The 22096-nt window shown below is 32.1% G+C and carries 19 protein-coding genes and 2 tRNA genes; 12 read left to right on the top strand and 9 right to left on the bottom strand.

Annotation, left to right across the window (positions count from 1 at the left end; all coding sequences use genetic code 11):
* Positions 1 to 24 precede the first annotated feature (24 nt).
* A complete protein-coding gene (gene pdxY, locus AAGD20_RS05700) occupies positions 25 to 906 on the top strand; it encodes a pyridoxal kinase (protein ID WP_341748769.1) in 882 nt (293 codons plus the stop codon).
* A 31-nt stretch (positions 907 to 937) separates the two neighbouring features.
* Here pdxY and AAGD20_RS05695 read toward each other — a convergent pair whose 3' ends face one another.
* A complete protein-coding gene (locus tag AAGD20_RS05695; protein WP_341748768.1) occupies positions 938 to 1444 on the bottom strand; it encodes a nucleoside deaminase in 507 nt (168 codons plus the stop codon).
* A complete protein-coding gene (locus AAGD20_RS05690) occupies positions 1401 to 2309 on the bottom strand; it encodes a cation diffusion facilitator family transporter (RefSeq protein WP_341748767.1) in 909 nt (302 codons plus the stop codon). The genes AAGD20_RS05695 and AAGD20_RS05690 overlap by 44 nt, the downstream gene beginning before the upstream one ends.
* 135 nt (positions 2310 to 2444) lie before the next feature.
* On the opposite strand from AAGD20_RS05690, the gene AAGD20_RS05685 reads away from it, so the two are divergent.
* The 6 genes from AAGD20_RS05685 to AAGD20_RS05660 all read left to right on the top strand — a co-directional run bounded on the left by AAGD20_RS05685 (position 2445) and on the right by AAGD20_RS05660 (position 8487).
* The gene (locus AAGD20_RS05685) at positions 2445 to 2915 is read left to right on the top strand and encodes an RT0821/Lpp0805 family surface protein (protein WP_341748766.1); all 471 of its coding nucleotides are present in this window, start codon (positions 2445 to 2447) and stop codon (positions 2913 to 2915) included.
* Positions 2916 to 3008: 93 nt separating this feature from the next.
* Positions 3009 to 3728, top strand: coding sequence for a metal ABC transporter ATP-binding protein (locus AAGD20_RS05680; protein WP_094649157.1), 720 nt, complete (start codon positions 3009 to 3011; stop codon positions 3726 to 3728).
* Between the two features lie 341 nt (positions 3729 to 4069).
* Positions 4070 to 5488, top strand: coding sequence for a sigma-54-dependent transcriptional regulator (locus AAGD20_RS05675; protein WP_094649158.1), 1419 nt, complete (start codon positions 4070 to 4072; stop codon positions 5486 to 5488).
* The gene (locus AAGD20_RS05670; RefSeq protein ID WP_341748765.1) at positions 5481 to 6053 is read left to right on the top strand and encodes a biotin transporter BioY; all 573 of its coding nucleotides are present in this window, start codon (positions 5481 to 5483) and stop codon (positions 6051 to 6053) included. Before AAGD20_RS05675 ends, AAGD20_RS05670 begins: the two co-directional genes overlap by 8 nt.
* Before the next feature lie 116 nt (positions 6054 to 6169).
* Positions 6170 to 7969 carry a pentapeptide repeat-containing protein gene (locus AAGD20_RS05665; protein ID WP_341748764.1) on the top strand — a complete coding sequence of 600 codons (1800 nt, stop codon included), beginning with the start codon at positions 6170 to 6172 and terminating at the stop codon, positions 7967 to 7969.
* Positions 7970 to 8289: 320 nt separating this feature from the next.
* Positions 8290 to 8487, top strand: coding sequence for a hypothetical protein (locus AAGD20_RS05660; RefSeq protein ID WP_341748763.1), 198 nt, complete (start codon positions 8290 to 8292; stop codon positions 8485 to 8487).
* Positions 8488 to 8818: 331 nt separating this feature from the next.
* Here the strand turns inward: AAGD20_RS05660 and AAGD20_RS05650 are convergent, their stop codons facing one another.
* The gene (locus AAGD20_RS05650) at positions 8819 to 11398 is read right to left on the bottom strand and encodes an N-6 DNA methylase (RefSeq protein WP_341748762.1); all 2580 of its coding nucleotides are present in this window, start codon (positions 11396 to 11398) and stop codon (positions 8819 to 8821) included.
* Positions 11399 to 11594: 196 nt separating this feature from the next.
* Here AAGD20_RS05650 and AAGD20_RS05645 point away from each other — a divergent pair, with 196 nt between their 5' ends.
* A complete protein-coding gene (locus AAGD20_RS05645; RefSeq protein WP_341748761.1) occupies positions 11595 to 13451 on the top strand; it encodes an AAA family ATPase in 1857 nt (618 codons plus the stop codon).
* Between the two features lie 504 nt (positions 13452 to 13955).
* A complete protein-coding gene (locus AAGD20_RS05640) occupies positions 13956 to 15257 on the top strand; it encodes a hypothetical protein (RefSeq protein ID WP_341748760.1) in 1302 nt (433 codons plus the stop codon).
* Between the two features lie 386 nt (positions 15258 to 15643).
* Here the strand turns inward: AAGD20_RS05640 and AAGD20_RS05635 are convergent, their stop codons facing one another.
* The 6 genes from AAGD20_RS05635 to AAGD20_RS05610 form a co-directional block, all read right to left on the bottom strand.
* Positions 15644 to 15784, bottom strand: coding sequence for a hypothetical protein (locus AAGD20_RS05635; protein WP_341748759.1), 141 nt, complete (start codon positions 15782 to 15784; stop codon positions 15644 to 15646).
* Between the two features lie 156 nt (positions 15785 to 15940).
* A tRNA-Arg gene (locus AAGD20_RS05630) sits at positions 15941 to 16017 on the bottom strand.
* Between the two features lie 41 nt (positions 16018 to 16058).
* Positions 16059 to 16919, bottom strand: a complete 861-nt coding sequence (locus AAGD20_RS05625) for a M23 family metallopeptidase (protein ID WP_341748758.1) — start codon at positions 16917 to 16919, stop codon at positions 16059 to 16061.
* 8 nt (positions 16920 to 16927) lie between these two features.
* The gene (locus AAGD20_RS05620; protein ID WP_341748757.1) at positions 16928 to 18232 is read right to left on the bottom strand and encodes an APC family permease; all 1305 of its coding nucleotides are present in this window, start codon (positions 18230 to 18232) and stop codon (positions 16928 to 16930) included.
* 147 nt (positions 18233 to 18379) lie between these two features.
* Positions 18380 to 18454 (bottom strand) — tRNA-Glu (locus AAGD20_RS05615).
* Between the two features lie 116 nt (positions 18455 to 18570).
* A complete protein-coding gene (locus tag AAGD20_RS05610) occupies positions 18571 to 19032 on the bottom strand; it encodes an outer membrane protein assembly factor BamE (RefSeq protein WP_094649450.1) in 462 nt (153 codons plus the stop codon).
* A 106-nt stretch (positions 19033 to 19138) separates the two neighbouring features.
* Between AAGD20_RS05610 and rpmF the strand changes: the two genes are divergently transcribed.
* From rpmF to metK, 3 genes are all read left to right on the top strand, one after another.
* A complete protein-coding gene (rpmF, locus tag AAGD20_RS05605) occupies positions 19139 to 19339 on the top strand; it encodes a 50S ribosomal protein L32 (RefSeq protein ID WP_094649449.1) in 201 nt (66 codons plus the stop codon).
* 6 nt (positions 19340 to 19345) lie between these two features.
* Positions 19346 to 20299 (top strand): beta-ketoacyl-ACP synthase III, encoded by a 954-nt coding sequence (locus AAGD20_RS05600; protein WP_094649448.1) that lies wholly within the window; start codon positions 19346 to 19348, stop codon positions 20297 to 20299.
* A gap of 615 nt (positions 20300 to 20914) precedes the next feature.
* A complete protein-coding gene (gene metK / locus AAGD20_RS05595) occupies positions 20915 to 22075 on the top strand; it encodes a methionine adenosyltransferase (RefSeq protein WP_341749471.1) in 1161 nt (386 codons plus the stop codon).
* Positions 22076 to 22096: the final 21 nt, after the last annotated feature.

Below are 22096 nucleotides of genomic sequence, written 5' to 3'. Positions count from 1 at the left end.
GAAGGATGAATTTTTAGAGGTATTATGCCAATAATTAATAATTATAATCTCAAACAACAATCTGGTATATTATCTATACAATCACATGTTGCTTATGGGTATGTGGGTAACAAGGCTGCAGTATATCCATTGCAATCTATGGGATATGACGTATGGCCTGTAAATACAGTACAATTTTCTAATCATACCGGGTATGGACAATGGCAAGGAGAAATATTTAGCAGGGAGCATATTAGAAATATATTACAAGGAATAGAACATCTAGGGGTTTTAAATCAATGTTGTGCTATATTGTCAGGTTATATGGGAAGTGCTGATATATGCTATGAAGTATTTGATATTGTTAATAGATTAAAACATCAAAACAGTCAATTGCTATATCTTTGTGATCCAGTCATAGGTAATACACATTGTTACGTAAAACCTGAAGTTTTAAATTTTTTTAAAACCAAGCTTATAGCTGATATTATTACTCCTAATCAATTTGAAGCTGAGATATTATCAGGTATTAAGATTACTAATACAAAAAACCTTAAATTAACTTTAAGGTTTTTTCATGATTTAGGAATACAAATTGTAGTAATTACTGGAGTAAAATTATTTGATATATCATCTACAGATATACACCTTGTTGCTTCTGAGGGAAAAGATACTTATATAATCAAGACAAAAGAATATAATTTTCCTAAAGTAATAAGTGGAGCTGGAGATTTATTATCTGCTATATATCTGGGTAGCTATATAGCCACCAAAAGTATAATTCAAAGTTTACAAATCTCAGCCTATTATATGGATAAAGTAATGGGTTATACTTTACAATCAGGAGCAAAAGAATTACAAGTAACAAAAATAAGCTATGATACAGTATTATATACTAATGATTTGCCAAGAGTTATAACAATTTAGGATTCTATCACATCTGTTTACTGGGAGAAACCTAGGAATGGCATTTTTGATATCTTACCTTGTAAAAAAACTCCTTGATTAGATTTTCAGAAATTTTTGCCGAAAAGCCACTATATATTTCAGGACGGTAAAAACAAGATTTGCTATTAAAAAAACGTCCACCATTTTCAATCGCCCCCTGTTTTGGATCATTTGCTGCATAAAATAATCTACCTATTCTAGCGAAAGATATTGCCCCAGAACACATAACGCATGGCTCTAAAGTAACATACATATCACAATCTGATAAATTTTTACTAGATAGAATCTGACAAGATTGATTTATCGCTACAATTTCAGCATGCAATACCGGATTTTTGGTTTGCTCAACAATATTATGAGCCTTTGCAATAACTTTGTTAGTTATTCTATTGACTATAATAGCCCCTACTGGAATTTCATTTTTATCTAAAGCAAATTGTGCTTGCTTTAGAGCTTCCTCCATAAAAAAATTGTTAAATTCTGTTGATCTTTTCACGGTAATTAACTTTTTCTTCATAACCATATGGATCTAGATGAATAATTATTTCTGCCCCTGGAAACTCTAATAGCAATGCACTACAAATTTGATCACTATGATAATGAGAATTGTATAATGACATATCTGCATCCATTTCTATGTGACATTGTATAAACGGCTTACTTGCAGCGTATCTAGTTTTCATTTCATGGATGCCTTTTACTTCTTTAAAGCTACTAATTATTGATATAATTTTTCTTCTATCTTTTTCTGGTAACTCTTCATCAATAAGATTTTTTAAAGCTTTTCTGAACAAAGCATAAGAAGCATATATTATGTACAATGAAATAGCTATACCAAATAATGAATCTATAAACCAAAAACGAGTAGTTAAGTTTATAGAAAAGATTACCGCAATATTTGTTAATAAGTCTGTAAAATAATGTAATTTATCTACTTTTATTATTTCTGAACTAGTCTTTTTTATCACATAAGTTTGATAAGCTACCAAAATAAAAGTTAGTATAATACACAAATACATTACATTGATACCAGACTCTATATTGCTTGGAACAGATTTATCAATAAGAGATTTTATCGAAGAGAAACAAATAAATAAACCAGAAACACAAAAGAATACTGATTGTGAAAAAATTGCTAAATCTTGGATTTTTTCATGCCCAAATCTATGGTGATAATCAGGGGGTTGCAGTGCAAAACGAATAGCAATCAAATTAATAAAAGACGATGAAATATCAAGTATAGCATCAATTAAAGATGCTAAAATAGACTGAGAATCAGTCACAATCCATCCATAAGATTTAATAAATAAGATGAATGCAGCTAAAATAAAAGATACATAAGATGCCGATTTAATTAAATTTTGATGCTCTGAAGTTGTCATATAAAATTTCAATTGTTTTATAATATAAAATACATTATTATCCAGCTAGTGTACTATAGTCAAGAGGTGTATCAAATTTAACGATACTTAATAAGATTTTTTGTATATCTTTAATTTAAAATTATATGGTTTTTTATGAATTTAACATTCAAAATTACGGCAATCATTTTGGCAACAACAATGTTGCACGGCTGTTCTGGCATGAATAAACAAGGTGGTGGAACATTAATTGGCGGTGTAGCTGGTGGGCTTTTAGGATCTCAATTTGGCAAAGGCACAGGACAACTTGTAGCAACTGGTGCAGGTGTTCTAATTGGGGCACTTGTTGGCGGTCATATTGGTCAAACTATGGATGAGAATGACAGAAAATTGGCACAATTAAGCTCTCAAAAAGCATTGGAGACTGGCTCTAGTGGTCAAAGTGTAGAGTGGCGTAATCCGGATAGTGGTAATTACGGATATGTAACACCAGAAAGAGCTTTTAAAAACGATCAAGGACAATATTGTCGTGAGTATACTCAAACCGTCGTTGTCGGTGGTAAGCAGGAGAAAGCTTATGGCCAAGCTTGTCGTAAACCAGATGGGCAGTGGGAAATTGTTAAATAGACTATCATAAATTTAGCAACACATCGTCATTGCTTCGTCGATCTACGATCTTCCTTGCAATGACGCCATTTGTAAAGTTTCGCAAGGATTCTAATGCCTATTTCTAAATCAGAAGATACTATATTAATAAAGTTCAGTAATGTATCTAAGCAATTTGGCAAAAAAATTCCCCTTACCAATATTAATTTTACTATCAAAAAAGGCGAAGTAACGACTTTAATTGGTCCAAATGGTGCTGGCAAAACAACAATAGCTAGGTTAATCTTAGGTTTAGATCGCCCTTCCTCTGGTAACATAATAATTCACCCTAATCTAAAAATTGGCTATGTCCCTCAGAGATTAGATTTTGCCTCAGATTTACCAATTACAGCTGAAAATTTTTTGTATTTATTAGCTTCAAATAGTACTAACAAGGATTGGCAAGAATTGAGCAATTTTATTGATTTTGATAATTATAAGCATCACGATATTTCTGAGCTTTCTGGTGGTCAATTTCAGAAGTTAATGCTAACTGCTAGCTTACTGAACAATCCTGATCTAATTATTTTAGATGAACCGACTCAGTCATTAGATGTTACTAGCCAACAAGAATTTTACCGAATCATTAATCAAATAAAAAAACGTCTAAATATTACAATTTTTATGATCTCACATGATTTATTTACGGTAATGAAAAATTCCGACCAAGTAATATGTTTAAATGGTCATATCTGCTGTAGTGGCAAACCAAATGATTTAGCAGAAAACCAAGAATTCCTAAATACCTTGTCAGCAATTGGTTTTTACGTCCATCATCATGACCATAAACATTAGACCTTATATCACATTTTTAAGATATAAGGTCTAATGAAAAAATAAGCAACATTGCAAAAATAATGAAAATAACTATTAGTGGAGCAAAAAAATCTGTTATATTTATAGATATAACCTAATTTGGAATAACTTATTATATCGAATTCAGGCTAAACATTATACTTATTGCAAATAATCTTAGCTGGTGTAAGCACGGTTCTTAGAGGACTTGCTCTCAGCAATGGGAGTGGGTTACTAACCTATATAGTTTTGGTTATGTGGCAAAAATGTTATAAAAATTAGTTGATTTCTTTTTTATTAGCTATTAACCTATAATTTCAATAATTAGTTTTTAGGAAAATTTGATGTCTATAGATGTTCTTGTTGTTGATGATGAAGCAGATATTAGAGATTTAGTCTCAGATATTTTAAAAGAAGAAGGATTTACTACCAAAACTGCTGCTAATAGTATTCAGGCTTTTAAAATACTCCAAGAAAGAACTCCAGCAGCAATTATTTTAGATATTTGGTTACAGGGTAGTGAGCTTGATGGGCTTGGAATTTTGGAGATAGTAAAAAAACGTTATCCTCTAATGCCTGTGATAGTTATTAGCGGGCATGGTAATATTGAAACTGCAGTAAATGCTATCAAAATGGGTGCCTATGATTATCTAGAAAAACCATTTAGTCATGATAAGCTATTGATCTTATTAAAAAGAGCCTGTGAAACAACTAAGTTAAAGCGTGAGAATCTTGATCTAAAATCAAAAGTTATTGATAAAACTGAACTTATAGGTAACTCTCACATTACAGGCAAACTTAAGTCTGATATTGAAAAAGCCGCTTTGGCGACTAGTAGAGTATTTATTCAAGGGCAAATTGGCAGCGGTAAAGAACTAGCTGCTCGATTAATTCATAAAAAATCAAAAAGGGCTAATACACCTTTCGTAACCTTTAGTCCAGTAGGTATGGAGCCTGACCGTGTTCATCAAGAATTATTTAAAGGAATAGATAACCAGGATATTAGACGTCCTTCGATATTAGAAATAGCAAATAATGGCACTCTGTACATAGATGAAATTAGTGGTTTACCAATTTCAGCACAAGTACAATTACTTAAATTTTTGCAAGACCAAATGTTTCATAAGCCAGGAAGTAAAGCAATAAAACTAGATATACGGGTTATTGCTGCAACTTCTAAGATTGTACAAGAAGAGATAAGTAAAGGTGAACTCCTGGAGGATTTATATCATCGATTAAATGTTATTTCCCTAAAAATTCCATCTTTATATGATAGAAAAGATGATATGTCTGCATTAGTGAAGTATTTTGTTAAACAACTTTCTAAGTTTTCTGGTTTAAAAACACGTGAATTTTCTGATGAAACAATTGCAGCTTTTCAAGTTTATAGTTGGCCAGGTAATATAAGGCAATTACGTAATGTAATAGAGTGGACTTTAATTATGAATCCGCTATCTTCAAATAGTAATCAAACGATCAAACCAACTATGATACCACCAGAAATTTTAGTTACTGATTCTAGTTCTGCAAAGCAGGAAGATAATGTTGATATAATGATCATGCCGCTCCGAGAGGCAAGAGAGATTTTTGAAAGGCAGTATTTAGCTGCTCAGATGAATCGATTTAATAATAACATTTCTAAAACCTCAGCATTTGTAGGTATGGAACGTTCAGCATTACATCGTAAATTGAAATTACTCAATTTACATATTCCTAGTAATAAATTTAATGACGAGGATTTTTATGACAATTATGAATAAAACAACTTTACCAACTATCATAGCTAATAACTATCTTGTAATTGCTAAAGTAATGCTGGGGGTAGCCGCTCTATTTGCTGGCTCACAAATCGTTATCCCTCTCCAACCAGTGCCGATATCCATGCAAACTGTGGTGATTTGTATTATTGCTGTTACTTATAGCCCAAGACTTAGTTTTGCTACGGTTTTAGCTTATATTACAATTGGCGTGGCAGGGCTACCAATGTTTGCAAAGCTATCAAGTGGTTTACATATTTTGTTTGGTGCAACAGGTGGTTATCTGATAGGATATTTAATCGCTACTCCTGTGATGAGTATACTTAACAGTAAGTTTTCTGAAAGATTTACTGGAACATACTCACGTTATTTGAGTATATTTTGTACTTGTCTTATAGGACACCTTATAATTTACTTTTGGGGAGTTAGTTGGTTAGCAACATTTATAGGAATTAAACAAGCTATTTATAGTGGATTTATAATATTTATACCGAGTGGCTTAGTAAAGATGCTAATATTTTCTTCTACATATTCTTATGTAAAAGGCAGAAAGAATACTATTTTATGATTCAAATAACAAGGTCATTGCGAGGAGGCACTTTAGTAACGACAAAGCAATCTAGGAAAACTTGTAGCACAATAAATAATCTGGATTGCTTCGTAGCAGTTTTGCTGCTTCTCGCAATGACGGTTACCTCTATATCACGTAGGCAGGAACCTGTAATATCGCATGGTGGTGTAAAATTCTTTATTGTAACTTTGCTTTTAGTTCTTACCGGATGTTCAGATTCTTCAAGAGATGCAGATGGTTTGTTATCTAATAGTCAAAGTCTCATTATTAGAAATTATATAGCAGAGCAAAATAAAAATAAGGTACCAGTAAATATTAAAAATAAATTTGGTGCAAATCTTAGAGGCTTAAAACTAGTAGGTGTTAAACTGATAAATGAGGATCTTTCTGGTGTTGATTTAAGTTTCTGTGAAATATCACGGGTAGATTTCTCAGGAACAAATTTTGAGAATGCAATTTTAACAAGATCTATAATTCAAGAAAGTGATCTTTCTAATACTATATTAAAAAATATATCAGCTTATGGTGCAGATTTTCAAGCATCGATGTTTGAGAATACTCATTTGAGAAATAGTAATCTTATTCAATCAAATCTTGAGGACACTGACTTTGTCAAAGCTAATTTAGAAAATATTAATTTTGAAAATGCAAATCTTACTAGAGCTGTATTTGATGAGGCTATGATCAGTAATTCTAATTTTCAAAAAAGTAATTTAGCAAAAGGTAGTTTTAAAAAAGCAGTTATCTCAAATTCTATTTTTTATGGTACAGATTTACGGCAAATATTAGCTAATTACCTAAATATGACTAATTGTTATTGTGAATCTGTGGAGCTAACTGGGGTGGACTTTACTGGAGCGGTGATTAGCAATTCAGATTTTACTCATGCTATTATTAATCAAGCTCAATTAAAAAATATAAAGCTTACTAACTCGTTATTTTCTTTCTCTTCCTTTCAATCTGCAGATTTTGCCAATGCAATTATTGAGAATTGTAATTTAAAAAATACCAATTTGAATAATGTGCAATTGAATCAAGTACAAATTCAAAATAGTGTGATGGATAATGCTCATTTTAATGATGCTATTATAAAGGAGCTATCAATAAAGAACTGCCATAGCATTTTGCTCAAGTTAAATAAAATTAATATCACTAATGCTGATATTGAGAATAGCAATTTTACCAGCGTATCATTGAATAATAGCTATGTCAAGCAAGCAACTATTATTAACTCTGATTTAACCAATAGTGAATTAATAAACTCTAATTTCTCTGCTACTAAATTTAATACGGTAAATTTTACTAAAGCACTGATACAAAATACTGTATTAAATGGGATAAAATTTATTGATAGCCATTTTTATCAGATAGCTATCATAAATTCAGATTTATCAGAAGTCATTTTTGATAATTCGCCAATCATAAATTCTCAATTAAATAATGTGAGATATAAAGATAATAATTTCATTAATTCAGATTTTAACAGAAATATTGTATTAAATGGTCAGGACTTTTATAAATTTAAATCAGTAAATACTATCTACTCTGTAAAAGATTTAGAACAGGTGAAAGACTTATCAAATATCAATTTACAAGGTTTAAATTTGTCAGGTTTGGCATTTAACCAAACTATTTTCTCAGGCTCCGTTCTTAAAGGTATCGATTTATCTAATGCTATAATTCATAGCTGTATATTACAGAATACTGATCTAACTATGGCCAATCTAAGTAATGCAGATTTTAGCAAATCATCTCTTATTGGGAGCAATTTAGAATCTGCTAAACTTTATAATACAAATTTTAATGATACTGATTTAACAAATGTTAATTTTATTAGAGCTTTTGTTAGTAAAATATCTTTAATTAATGCAAAGCTTGACGGTACTAAAGGGCTTGAGGATAAAGAACCGTAGCAAAAATATATAATAACTACAAACTTAAGAAGTTTTGTCATTATCAGAAGAAGTGGTAGGATCAATTCTGCCAACCATTTCATCTAGTGATACTTGGAAATAGTCTGCTAAGGCTACTACGATTTGGCTATTTAAAGTTTTTTGCTCCCGGCTTCCGCAAGAAAATGTTGAAAGATGGGAAGAGAGGATATGGAGGAACCATAAAGCTGGGAAATGATTTTTTCAGGAGGTCTGTTGTGCCTAGTGAATAATTTGTTATTAGCTTTGGTTTTTGTTATGCTATAACTATATTATTACATATTAATTCTACAATTATCTACATGTACATACGTCGTAAAAAAACACCAAATAGTCCAAGGCAATCAATACAAGTGGTTGAAGGATACCAAGATAGCAAAGGTAATGTCAAACAACGTATTGTCCGACATTTAGGAATATTCTTCGATGATGCAGAAGAAGCCAAATTAGTTGCATTAGCAGAGGATTTAATTGTAAAGATTAAAGCTATAGTCAATTGATGAAAAGTTGGTGACGTCGTCACTCGTCGCCCGCCTATTACTTATAGGCGTCGCTCCATCGTTCTTAGTGCCAAATTCCCCTGAATTGACTATAGTATATGGTCAACATCATTGCGAGTAAGACCGTAGGTAGACTAGGTAATCCACAAAAGCAACCAAAAATCTCTTCGTCGACTCACGTCTCCTCACAATGACACCGGTTATTTTTTGCAACTTTTAAACTGCCATGATGACCTTTAAAACCTTTTCCTTTTCTAACTTTCAACAGTTGTGGAGGCTTATCCCCGACAGTCTCCTAGCCTTAACGAATTGATAAGGGCGGAGATTAAGATTATAAACCAATATCAACTTTTATAGTTTCTATTTTTTCAAGTTCTCTTTTTATATTAGCCTTTATTTCTTCGATTTTACGATATTTTTTTGCTATCTCCTGTTGTTTTGGTAAATCAAATTCACCTGCTGTAGTAATTGGAATTTTGACTTCAATATTTCTTGTTCTTTCTATGGTTGGCTTATATTCCCAATTAAAGTTATTTTTATCTAATGCTTTTTGTAATTCAAACGATAGATATAAACAATCAAGATTATCACATTTTGGAATATACAATCTTGCATCTCCATTTATGCTAAATTTATGTTTTGACCTATAAAAAACTGTGCCAGCATATCCATTAGTAGTAATCTGGATAGATTCCACCTCATGATCAAAATGATTTATATAACCTAAAACACCATCTTGTTTGGTGTTTGCTGAGTAGACAGGATACGAACCTTCATGTTCTTTAATATAAGTCTTAGTGTATTTTGCTATTCCCTTTTTTATATTAAAAATATCCTCTATTTTGATACTTTGGCAACGTCCGATTTCATTATCAAATTTATAAAGAACGCTATCTTGTAATGATTTACTAAATTCATTACAGATCATTCCTAAATCCCTAATTATATCGCTAAATTCACCAATTGAAACCATTTGGTCTGTTTCTCCAATAGCTAATTCAATTTTTTCTTCTTTACTCCACCATCTTTCTACAGACCAATTTTTACCACTGTCAAATTCATTTATCAAAACTATCTTACATCTCTTATCATGATTAAGATTTGCAAAATACTTCTTATTACCCTTAAAAGCGTTATACAAATTAACAGCTTCTTTTAAGTCATCTTGCTCAATATCAAATCTATTTACATCTCTGCTTTCACCAATTTCACTAACTAAATAGGTGAATACTGGATCAGTCTGAATATCAGAAATATCGAATTTTTTTGTAATCGCTAAAATATAAGTCTTTTTGGTCGTTGTAAAAAATGTCTTTAATGGCAAAGAAATAATTGCATCAATATAGCAACTATCTAAAATATATTGCCTCAAATTTTTATCGTTCTGTCTATTAAAAATTCCATCAGGAATAACTATAAAAGCCTTACCACCTTTTTTTAGAGCTTTTATAATCCATTCCATGAAAAGCCCCTCAATACCCATGGCATTTATCTTATAATAATTTTTTAACGTAGTATTTTTAGCTATCTCTTCTTTTAAATTACTACTACCACTTGTTACATAAGGTGGGTTTGTTAAAATTAAGTCATATTTTTCTTCTTCTGCTTCTGAAAGCGTACCAAGTATCGAGTTTGTTTTTAAAACAAAACTCTCATTAAATATTTTGGCAAATTCCTTAGTTAATCCAATATTATCTTTTATCAGTTCACAAAAATAAATAAGCATATTGGCTTTTGCTAAAATGATGGTTTTCTGCTCATCTTTATCAAAACCCTTATCAAAACCAACTATTTTAACTTTTTGTATTATTTTATTGTTTTCAACTTTAAAGAGCTTATCAAGATCGTTCTTTATAAATTCTAATGGAAATTTTCCCACTCCGCAGGCTGGATCGCAAATAGTCATTCCTTCTTTTAGCTCACCTTCTGCCATTTCATTGATAGCACGGACAACTTTAATCGGAGTAAAGAATTGCCCCCAATTCTTTTTACTGATACTTTCTTTTAAAAAACTCTCGAATAACTTACTTTTAAAATCATGGTCAATATGTTCAAGTTTTCCATAATTTTTAAATTTTTGTAGAACTTTTTTAAAGACTATTCCGTAACCATCAACAGCTTTTTGTTCTTTGCTGATAAATATGCTACCATTTATTATGGTGGTCTTGTCTAAAGCATTTTCAGGAAACAGCTCTTTTATTTGTGGTCTGATAATATTTGCATAATGTTGTAAAACTGTATTAGTTTCATTGCCTTCTTCATACATCCCAAGTAAAGTGTAAAAATTATAAGTACCTTGCAATATTTTTAAATCACTTAAATATTTGAATATAAATAATTCAACAAATGTGTATAAGCAATTATCAGGGGTTGCACCGCTAACACTCCAAACATCTTGCCATATTTGTTTTGCTAAATCTGTTGGATTGACTAGTTCTTTTGGTAAAATTCTATCATTTTTCTCATTTATTGATTGTATTATTTCATTGATAACTTTTGGTAAGTTTATATCTTTAGAATCAAAAGGATATTTAAAATCATTAGCTTCTTCGGTTTTCACGGTATTACCAGTAGCAACATTAAACCATACCGTCTCTTTGGTATCAGTTGCAATAATTAATTTTGTTTTTAGTTTTTTGGCAACCTCAATTTCTTGCAGAATGGCATTATTTTTTTTATCCTTGGTATTAAAATGTTCAGGTGATTTAAATTCCACAATAGCAATAACTTCTTTTTGTTTGGTGATAATGGCATCAACTCTCTTGTTTGATACATTCCCATAGTCTATACTTCTTATTATATCAGATTTTTTTAAAGCACTAATAGTTGTTGAACCAATATTATAAAAATTCCAAGTCCCTATTTTTTCAGGATTCTTGATTAAATCTCGTTGCAGAAGTTCTTCGCTCATAATTAAATCACCCAATTATTCAATAACAATTTAAAAGCCGCGTTATTGTTCCTTTAATTATATCCAAAACAAAACCCATCAACAATAGATACTTAAGATATTTGTCAAAAAGATAATTGCTGGTGCTGTTAGCTTATTTATGCTACACTTTCTTAAAGCAAATATTTATAGTAATTCTCAAATATAATATAATAATATGACCTTTAAACTTTCTGATCTTAATACAACAGTTAAAGATATTAGTACCATTCAAGGTAAAAATAAGCCGCCAAGAATGCTAGTAGGTACGGATGAGTTCTATGACTTGGTTGTTAATAGTGATGTATTTGTTGATAAAAGTCTAATGATTCAAGAATTACTAGAGGACAATGGTAAGGTTATCCTAATCACCAGACCAAGACGGTGGGGTAAGAGCTTGAATATGAATATGCTCCAGAAATTTTTTGAGATAGAGGTGGATAAGAGAGGTACGCCTTTACCTGAAGAAGATAGAGTTAATCGCATTCTCTTTACCGGTGGGGAAATCAATTTAGGTATTAAAGGAAAAAGGACTTTAGAGCCTTTAAAGATTAACGGCAATGAATATGCCATGACTCAACAAGGTCAATTTCCGGTGATTTTGCTCAATCTTAAAGATGTAAAAGGTAGTAGTTATCAAGAAATAGAACTAGGTATAAAGGATCAAATTATAGAATTATTTGCAAGTCATCATTACTTAAATCATCATGTAACAGAAGATACAGGACTATTAAATAATGCCCAAAAAGAAAAACTAAGGAGATATTTTGATGGGAAACTTGAGAGAAATGACTTAAAAGATAGTTTACGGGTTTTGAGTGAAGTACTGTACAAACATTTTGGTCAAAAAGTTTATATATTGATCGATGAATATGACACACCGATCAATAGTTCATACATTAAGTTTGGTAACAAGCCAGAAGAATTTGAACAGGTACTTGAAATGTTTCGCGGAATGTTTGGTAGTAGTTTAAAAACTAATCCTTACTTAGAAAAAGGCGTAATAACCGGCATATTACGGGTTGCTAAAGCTAATTTATTTTCGGATTTGAATAATGTTCGTGAATATACTCTGCTAGATGAAAAATTTGCTAAGTTTTATGGTTTCACTCAAGCAGAGGTTGATGAGTTATTAACCAAAGTACCAACAACAACTAATCCTGAACAAATTAAAGCTTGGTATAATGGCTATAGTTTTGGTGGGGAGGTGATTTATAATCCATGGTCAATTATGTTATGCCTAGATACTAGAGGTAAGCTTGACCATTATTGGCTTGATAGCGGTGGCACTGGGCTTGTTGATAAAGCATTGTTATCAGATGAAATACAAATTGATATCCAACAATTAGCTAGCGGTAAAAGTATCATCGCACCTATTACCAAACAAATCAGTTTCAGCGATATTAATACGCGAAGTGGGTTATTTAGTCTGTTGCTATTTAGTGGTTATTTAAACCCAACAGCTATCGAACCTGCAAAAGATATCTACGAATTATCAGTGCCTAATAAGGAAGTAGAGTATATATATGAAACCAGGCTATTACAATGGGTGAGTAGCAAGTTACAAATGGATAGTTCTTTATATTATTCTTTTGCTAGTTTGCTGCCGGCAGGTAAAATAGAAGAATTTAAAGAGAAATTACAAGAGTTATTACTAAACGCTACTAGTTTTCATCAAACTGGCGAGAAAAAAGCCGAGTTATTTTATAGTGGTTTTATGCTAGGTTTGATTAACACTTTATCTCCTGGCTATGTCATAGATAGTGAGAGAGAAACAGGCAGTGGTAGAGCTGATATTATGTTGATACCTAAGGCTGGGAAGCAGAATAATGCTATTATTATTGAATATAAAATATGCAAATCTCCTGATACTCTAGAATCTATCGCAAAAGATGGGCTAGATCAAATCATAAGAAAAAAATATGAGGCTAAAATAAAAGAACACTCACACATTCAGAAAATTATCAAAATTGCTATGGCTTTTTGTGGCAAGGAAGTAGCACTAGAATATCAGATTGATGTGGTGAATCTTTAAACTATTTAATATATAAATACAAGAATCCTAAATAATAACAATAAATTAATATTTCTTTAGGTTTTTGTAATATATATGGTGATATTAAATCTTCCAGGAGGAGTCAATAATGCTTTCTAAGCAAAATTCCTATATATTACAAAAATCTGAGGAAATAAGTTATACTTTATTGTACTAAAATTGTTGTGATTATTTTGTTATTTTATTAAAAAATTAACAATTTTCTTAACTTTTTTATTTGCACAAGTTATAACTTTCATTCATCATATTAAAAATAGCTGTCAAAATGGTTTGTCATTTATTGATTTAATATTTTGGTCTGTTTCCTATATCTTTAGCCTTACATATAAGGTTTATTTGTAAAGATTATAGGTTTTTACTTTACAAGTTTATAAAATATCGCTATGCAGTTAGCAATTATATCCAGAGTAAGAAAATTGGATTAAACTACTAGAAATTATTTAGAATAATTTAATATTAATTAAATTTATGAGGTAAATGATTATGGCTACACTTAAAGAAATTATCGAAGCCCTGCAAGTAGGCGATGATCTTAAAGAAATAGATTTGAGATTCAGCCAGATAGGAGATGAGGAGGCGAAGGCATTAGCCCAAGCCTTACAAAATAATAAAACTGTGACAACAATAGATTTGGGTGCCAACCAGATAGGTGATGAGGGGGTGAAGGCACTAGCACAAGCCTTACAAAACAATAACACTGTGACGACAATAAATTTGGATAACAACCATATAGGCAATGAGGGGGCGAAAGAACTAGCACAAGCCTTAAATCATAATAAAACTGTGACAACAATAAGGTTGGGTGCCAACCAGATAGACGATGAGGGCGCGAAGGCACTAGTCCTCGCCTTAGAGAAAAATGATACTGTAATGCAACTAAGTTTAAATAACAACAATATAAGCGATAATTTAGTTAACCAAATATATGCTATTATAGATGTAAACAAAAATACAAGTAATCTTTACCCTTCAGTGACAAGCATAGAATTTAAGCACAACAAGAATCAGATAGGATATAAGGAAGCAAATGCAATAGCCAAAGTCTTAGATAACAATAAAACTGTGACGACAATATATTTGGAAAATCAGATAGGCGATGCGGGGGCGAAGACGATAGCACAAGCCTTACAAAACAATAGCACTGTGACGACACTAGCGTTACGATGCTGCCAGATAGGCGATGAGGGGGCGATAGCACTAGCACAAGCCTTACAAAATAATAAAACTTTGAAAAAGCTAGATTTGTGGGACAACAATATAGGCGATGAGGGGGCGAAGGCAGTAGTCCAAGCCTTACAAAATAATAAAACTGTGATAATAGATTTGGGGTGGAACCGGTTAAGAGATGAGTTATTAGAGGATATAAATAAACTATTAGAGAGAAACCAATTACAAGCAGAAGAATTATCTAAGAAGATCGAGCAAGGAGTAGATTCTGTACAAGAAAAATTGGTTTCTGAAGATAATATAAAAGCAGAAGAGAAACAAAAAAACCTCGAAATAATACAACAATCAAAGTGTGAGACACTAGAGCTTGTTATGGTACTAAAATTACAGAAAATGCAAAAATTAGATGAGGCTATAGAGAAAATAAAACTGCTTAAGGAACAGTACTCAATTCAAGAAACACCAACAAAACATAGCTTAGGAACAGAAACAAGTTACCATAAATTTAAGCTGTTCTTATCTGACGCCAGTAACTTTAATTCCGATAATTTGTATAAAGACTTCGAGAAGTTATTAACTGGAGATATTGCCCATTTACCAGAAGACTCAGGGATTTAATAAAATTTCTATATATTACAAAAACCTAAAGAAATATTAAACTGATTGTTATTATTTAGGTTTTTGTATTTATTAGAGATTAGTGTTAAACCATAGACAATTTGCCCAATTTTTTGTTGTGGATATCTAGTACTACAGTTGTAGATTGAATGTGAGTGTTCACGGAAAAAAGGTTAAAGTATAAGATGTCATTGCGAGGAGGTTGCCAGACCGACGAAGCAATCCAGGAAAGTGATTAGAAATGGATTGCTTCGTTGACCTTACGGTCTCCTCGCAATGACGCTTGGTGATCAGGTTTTTTTATTCATCACAAAAAAATAGCAAAAAAATCGTGAATGCTCACATCTAAACTACAACTGTAGTACTAGGTTCTGTTGACAAAATTTTTAACGTAACCATATTAAAGCTCCAACGAAATTTAGAAAAGCTAAAAAAGTGGTTGGGGCTTTATCAGACCTAGAAAATAACCCCTTATTTTCTAAGCTTTCTACAAACGCACTACTATCATATCCTTTATCGCCTATCACCGTCGTATTCTGAACATCTTTAGTAAGATTTTCAGCCTGAGTGATATCATTTCTTTACCCAGTAGCTAGTATAAACTTCAGTGGCATCAACGAGGGCATAAATTTTAGTACTAAAACCACCTTTACTTCTATGCAAAATATAGCAAAATTGAAGAATGGTGAAACCGAAGGGATTCGAACCCCCGACCTAGTGATTAGGAATCACTCGCTCTATCCTGCTGAGCTACGGCTTCTCTTGTTACTATTTTAAAGAATAAGTATTATATCAAAATTTTTAACAGTTGCAAGCATGCGATATGAAATCGAATGGATTGACAGGCTTATTATTAAGCCAAATTTCAAAATGCAAATGCTCTCCCGTACTGTTACCACTATTACCTTGCACTCCGATAATCTGACCTTTGGTAACAATATCTCCTTCTTTTACGTGCATTTTTTTTAAGTGAGCATATTTGGTAATAAATTTATCTGAATGTTTTATTTCTATTAAATTTCCATAAGAACTTTTTCGCTTTACGGTAATAATTGTTCCATTAGCAGAGGCATAAATGGAAAAGTCTTGGTATCCTTTTAAGTCTATTCCGCAATGAAATTTTTTTTGTTTCTTCCTAGGATGTTTACGCATGCCATAGTGACTAGTAACCTTTACATTATATTGTGGTAACATTATAGGAATAGCAGTAGTTAGCTTATCTAATTGTGCCAGCTCTTTAAGATTATAAGAACTATTTTTATTACTAGCTTTTTGAACAAGTTGTAATTGTTCTGGGGATAAAAACTTATACTTACAATTTAATTTTATCAGCAAATCTTTGATCTTAGTTGATTTAATCATTGCCTGGTTATTAATTGCTTGGCTATTAATATTCTTAGAGCCGATAACTTTAAATTTTTGCAAAAAAGCCTTGTTATATTTGTCATTATTAATAACAAGACCAAAATTTTTTGCATAAATGCAGTCATTTTTACTTAGTGCTGCTAAATTATATTGTATAATTAAAGTGCCGTGATTCAGTTTGTAATCTTTTTGTAATTGCTGTGCCGTGACGTTTAAAAATGTCTTATTAACAGATGAGGTGCTACATCCTTGTAGGAATAATATTATAGTTAATAATAATATACAGGACTTAAGCATCTATATCCTTATAAGATTTGTTTACATAACCTAAGAAACGATTGCTTTTTATACCAAAGATAAACAGGTATTCCGCTTAATACAAATGAGATAGCTTTTATTGTAACATTTAATGGTGTTTCATAAATAATCCATAGGCAAAAGGCAATTGATCCTAGGGCAATTAACCATTGATATGTTGAAGATTTTTCTGATTTTGTTAGTAGTAATTTTAAAAAAGCTACGCTACAGGCTAGATATACAAATAAAAAAGAGATAACGGAAAAATCAATTATTTCGGTAATTTGTTCTGATAAATCTTCATTGGTTGTACTAATCAATAATAATAATATTCCAATACAACTTATGATTAAACTCCAAATTGGAGTGCCATTTTTATTTTGTTTAGCAAAAAAAGATGGCATTAAGCCGTCTTGGGCAAGTCCCAAAGCAATTTGTCCACTGATTAGTACCCAAGCATTTAACGTTCCAATACAAATAATTGAAGCAATCAAAGAAATAAGTAGATGCCACTGACCACCAAAAATTATTTGGGTGGCATCTACATAAGGAGCTTTAGAATGTATTAAGTCTTCTGGTGGGATTAAACCAATTATTCCAACACTATTAATGAGATATAAAATAGCAACACAAAGCGTACCTATTACTACAGCTCTTGGTATTGTTTTTGATGGATTCATTACCGAACCAGCTTGAGCAGTTGCTGATTCTAAACCAATGAATCCCCAGAATGTTAATAATGTTACCTTACCAAGAATTTGAGAAAAAGTTAAATTAGTTATTTGCTTATCCATAACAAAATTATTACTATCAAACTGATATAATGCCGCAATTGGCACTACTATTAATGGAATAAATTTTAGAATTGCTAGTATAAACTCAGCTCGCCCTGCTACTTCCACACCTTTAAGGTTTAGCAACATAATAGCAAATAACAATAATATCTGCAAAATTAAGATCACAAAACTATTATTCACCCCAATTAAAGGTATTAAATATGTAATAGCTGAAATAACAACTACAGCCGTACTAACCCATGAAATAACCCAATAAGTCCAGCCGGTAAAAAATGCTACATCATTACCAAATGCCTTTTTTAAATAAACATGGGGTCCACCTGTTTGTGGGAATCGGCAACAAAGTATAGCAAATAACAGTGCTAAAATTATAGCACCGCAGGAGGATACTACTCCTCCAACTAAACTAAAAATACCGTATGGCGCTAAACTTGCTGGTAATATTAAAACACTGGTGCCAATTTGACTACCAATAACTAAAGCAAAAACTGACCAAAAACCGAGCTTTTGTGACATATAATCCTGAACTGTATGTATAAACCCTGAACTGATTTCATGGGGTAATAATCACAAATTGTACATAAAAAAAATAAAAACTTGAAAATTGATAAATCAATTACTCAAGTTTTTGTAAACTATATACTAAATAACACTATTGAGTACTGGTGACCCCTACGGGACTCGAACCCGTGTTTTCACCGTGAAAGGGTAACGTCCTAACCACTAGACGAAGGGGCCATAAACTCTTTAAGCTCGTCTATTAACTCTTTAATTTGCAAGGAGTATATTCGAATGATTTAAGAACTAGTATCGTTCAGTTTATACAGTATTCACGAAATATTGCAAGTATGATTTTATCGTTTCTTTGTCTTTTTTCCCTCAGTAGGTTTATTGAACCTACCAATATTCTTTACAAATTTCTGTAGCCCGTTTAATTCTGTACCGTAAGTTTTCGTATATTCTCCCATTATATTTATATCATCTTTATGCGAATCATTAAGTACTAAAACCTCCTCAATTACATCTTTTTTATTAAAAGCAATTTTTATTATTTTTTGTTCAATTACTTTTGGCTCAAACCAGGCTCTCCTAGCTAAAGAACGTTGAACATAATACCAAGTATTAGGAGTATAATCGGGTATAATTGTTGGCGTACCAACTAAATCTTCTACTTCCGATTTGTTAAGCTTTTTTTCTTCAAGTGTAGTTAATAAATTATCATCAATATACTGCCCCCTTGATTCTATAGTTTTACAACTACACAATGTGAGTAATATAGATGAAATAAGAAAAGTTTGAATTATAATGAATTTCATAAATTTTATGTTTAAAATACCTAGATTTTGTAATGGAAGTATAATATACTGCTATATCGATTTGACAAATACTTTTTATTCTAAAGTGTAATTTTTAAGAGGCTATATGGCAGTTCCAAAAAAGAAGACATCAAAATCAAGACGCAATATGAGGCGTTCTCACCTTGCACTTGGTAAAATTAATGTAGTAATAGATTCTCAAACAGGAGAATATAAGCTTCCTCATCACATATCTTTAGCTGATGGCACATATAATGGTCGTCAGGTTATTGTCCAGAAGCGAGAAAAAGATGAAGAAGTAGCATAAACCACAATGACTTGTAAAATTCTTGGGTGTGGTGCCTATTTGCCGAAGCGTATTCTCAGTAATGCAGAATTATCGCTATCAGTTGATACTAACGATGAATGGATTCATTCAAGAACCGGTATATTACAAAGACATATCGCGGCTGATGATGAATATACATCACATTTAGCTATTAAAGCTAGCCAAAATGCTATAGATGATGCTGGATTAAATCCAGCATCTATAGATTTGATAATTACCTGTACTACTACTCCAGATAATAGCTTTCCTTCTACCGCCTCTAAGTTACAAGGTTATCTAGGGCTTGGTAATGTACCTTCATTTGACCTACAGGCAGTATGCTCGGGGTTTATATATGGTTTACATGTTGCCGACTCTTTGATCAAATCTAGAAAATATAAAACCATATTATTAGTTGGTGCTGAAAAAATGTCATCTCTAATGGACTGGAGCGATAGAGCTACTTGTATTTTATTTGGCGACGGTGCCGGTGCGGTAATTTTGCAATATAGTGATGATAACTCCGGTATAATAGATAGTAATATCTATTCGGATGGTCGTTATCACGATATTCTTTACACTGATGGTGGTGTAAGTAGTAATGGCAAAACCGGTAAAATAAAAATGAAAGGACAGGAAGTTTTTAGACATGCAGTAGAAAAGATGAGTAAGATAGCTGAAGAAATATTGCATAATAATAATTTTACCATAGATGATGTTAATCATTTTATTCCACATCAGGCAAATGTAAGAATTATAGATGCCGTTGTAGATCGACTAAAAATCGATCCGAGTAAAGTAGTAAAAACGGTTGCAAAACATGCTAATTGTTCGGCTGCTTCAATTCCTTTAGCTCTTGCTTCTCTAAAATCTTATGGCAATATTAAAAAAGGCGATCTATTGCTTTTTACGGCTATTGGTGCTGGAGTAACTTGGGGTTCGGCTCTAATCAGATGGTAAAAACAACAATCTTCTGGTTATCGCAGGCAGCCTTCTAGGCTCTGTGAACAAAATTTAAATTGTTTAGATTTTGACTCTTTTTAGCTGCAAATTATAAGATTTTTTTAAAATAGAACTAACTATTCCGGCAAAAATCTTATTAATTTTCGCTTAAAAACACTCAAAATCTAAACAATTAAAGTTTTGTTCACAGAGCCTAGGAACCTACTTGTTATTTTTCTCTACGATTTTTAAGCTTCGGTGCGGAATCTAAGACCCCTACTTTCGCAAGGGTGACATCTAACTTTTTCGTCATTCCCGCTTCGGTGCGGAATCTATAACTCGATAATCAAGTTTTTTTGCAGATTTGAATAAAATATAGGATAATGGTTGTCATCCCTGCGAAAGTAGGTATCTAAAAATGCCCTGAGGTATTATAGATTCCCGCTTACGCGGGAATGACAAAAAAGTGTAGTTGTCACCCCTGCTTTGGTGCGGGGTCTAGATTCCGCACCGAAGCGGAAATGACAAGAGGAAATGGGAATGAAAAAATAATGAAAACAGCTATTAGTGGATGATAAAAATCTGTTATATTTATAGCTATAAATGAAAATGTTAATAAAAGAGTATTTTATGATAATGAATAAAATCTTTACCTCTGAATCGGTGTCTGAAGGACACCCAGATAAAATTGCTGACCAAATTTCTGATGCGATTTTAGATGCAATTATCACTCAAGATACTAAATGCCGTGTTGCATGTGAGACTTTAGTGAAAACTGGTATGATTTTAGTAAGTGGAGAGATTACTACAAATTCTTGGGTTGATATAGAGCAAATAGCACGTGATACAGTAAGAGAGATTGGTTATAACGACCCAAGCCTTGGGTTTGACGCAGATTCTTGTGCTGTTATATCCGGTATTACCAAACAATCAGTAGATATAGCTATTGGTGTGGATAACCAAGATGAGGATATGATTGGTGCTGGTGATCAAGGGATGGTATTTGGTTACGCCTGTAATGAAACAGAAGTTCTGATGCCAGCTCCAATATATTATGCTCATAAATTAGTTAAGAGGCAAGCTAAATTACGTAAGCAAGGAATTTTGCCATGGCTTGGTCCAGATGCAAAATCACAAATTACTTTACGATATCAAGGCAATAAGCCGATTGGTGTTGATACGGTTGTATTATCAACTCAGCATTATAGCCATGTAACTCATAGCCAACTAGTAGAAGCGGTAATGGATGAAATTATTAAACCAGAACTACCAGCAGAATGGATTACTAAAGACACAAAATATTTAATTAACCCTACTGGTAGATTTGTTATTGGTGGACCTGTAGGAGATTGTGGGCTTACTGGTAGAAAAATTATAGTAGATACTTATGGGGGAATGGCTAGGCATGGTGGTGGTTGTTTTTCTGGCAAAGATCCAACAAAAATAGATCGTTCTGCTGCTTACATGGCTCGCTATATTGCGAAGAATATTGTAGGAGCTGAGATAGCGGATCGTTGTGAAATACAAATATCCTACGCAATTGGAGTGGCAGCTCCTGTATCTATTTTAGTTGACACTTTTGGTACTGGTAAACTAACTGATAACGAAATAGCAGAATTAGTAAATGAGCATTTTGATCTAAGACCAGGTAGAATTATAAAACAACTCAAATTGCAAACTGCTTGTTATCAAAAAACAGCGGTATATGGGCATTTTGGTAGAGAAGATCAGAATTTTGCTTGGGAACAACTGGACAAAGTAGCGTTACTACGTACTGTTTCACTAAAAAAATGACACCCATGAAAGCTGATTTAA

Origin of the sequence: Candidatus Tisiphia endosymbiont of Sialis lutaria (assembly GCF_964026535.1) — a bacterium.
Classification (GTDB): Bacteria; Pseudomonadota; Alphaproteobacteria; order Rickettsiales; family Rickettsiaceae; genus Tisiphia.
This window is presented reverse-complemented; position numbering and strand designations above follow the sequence as displayed.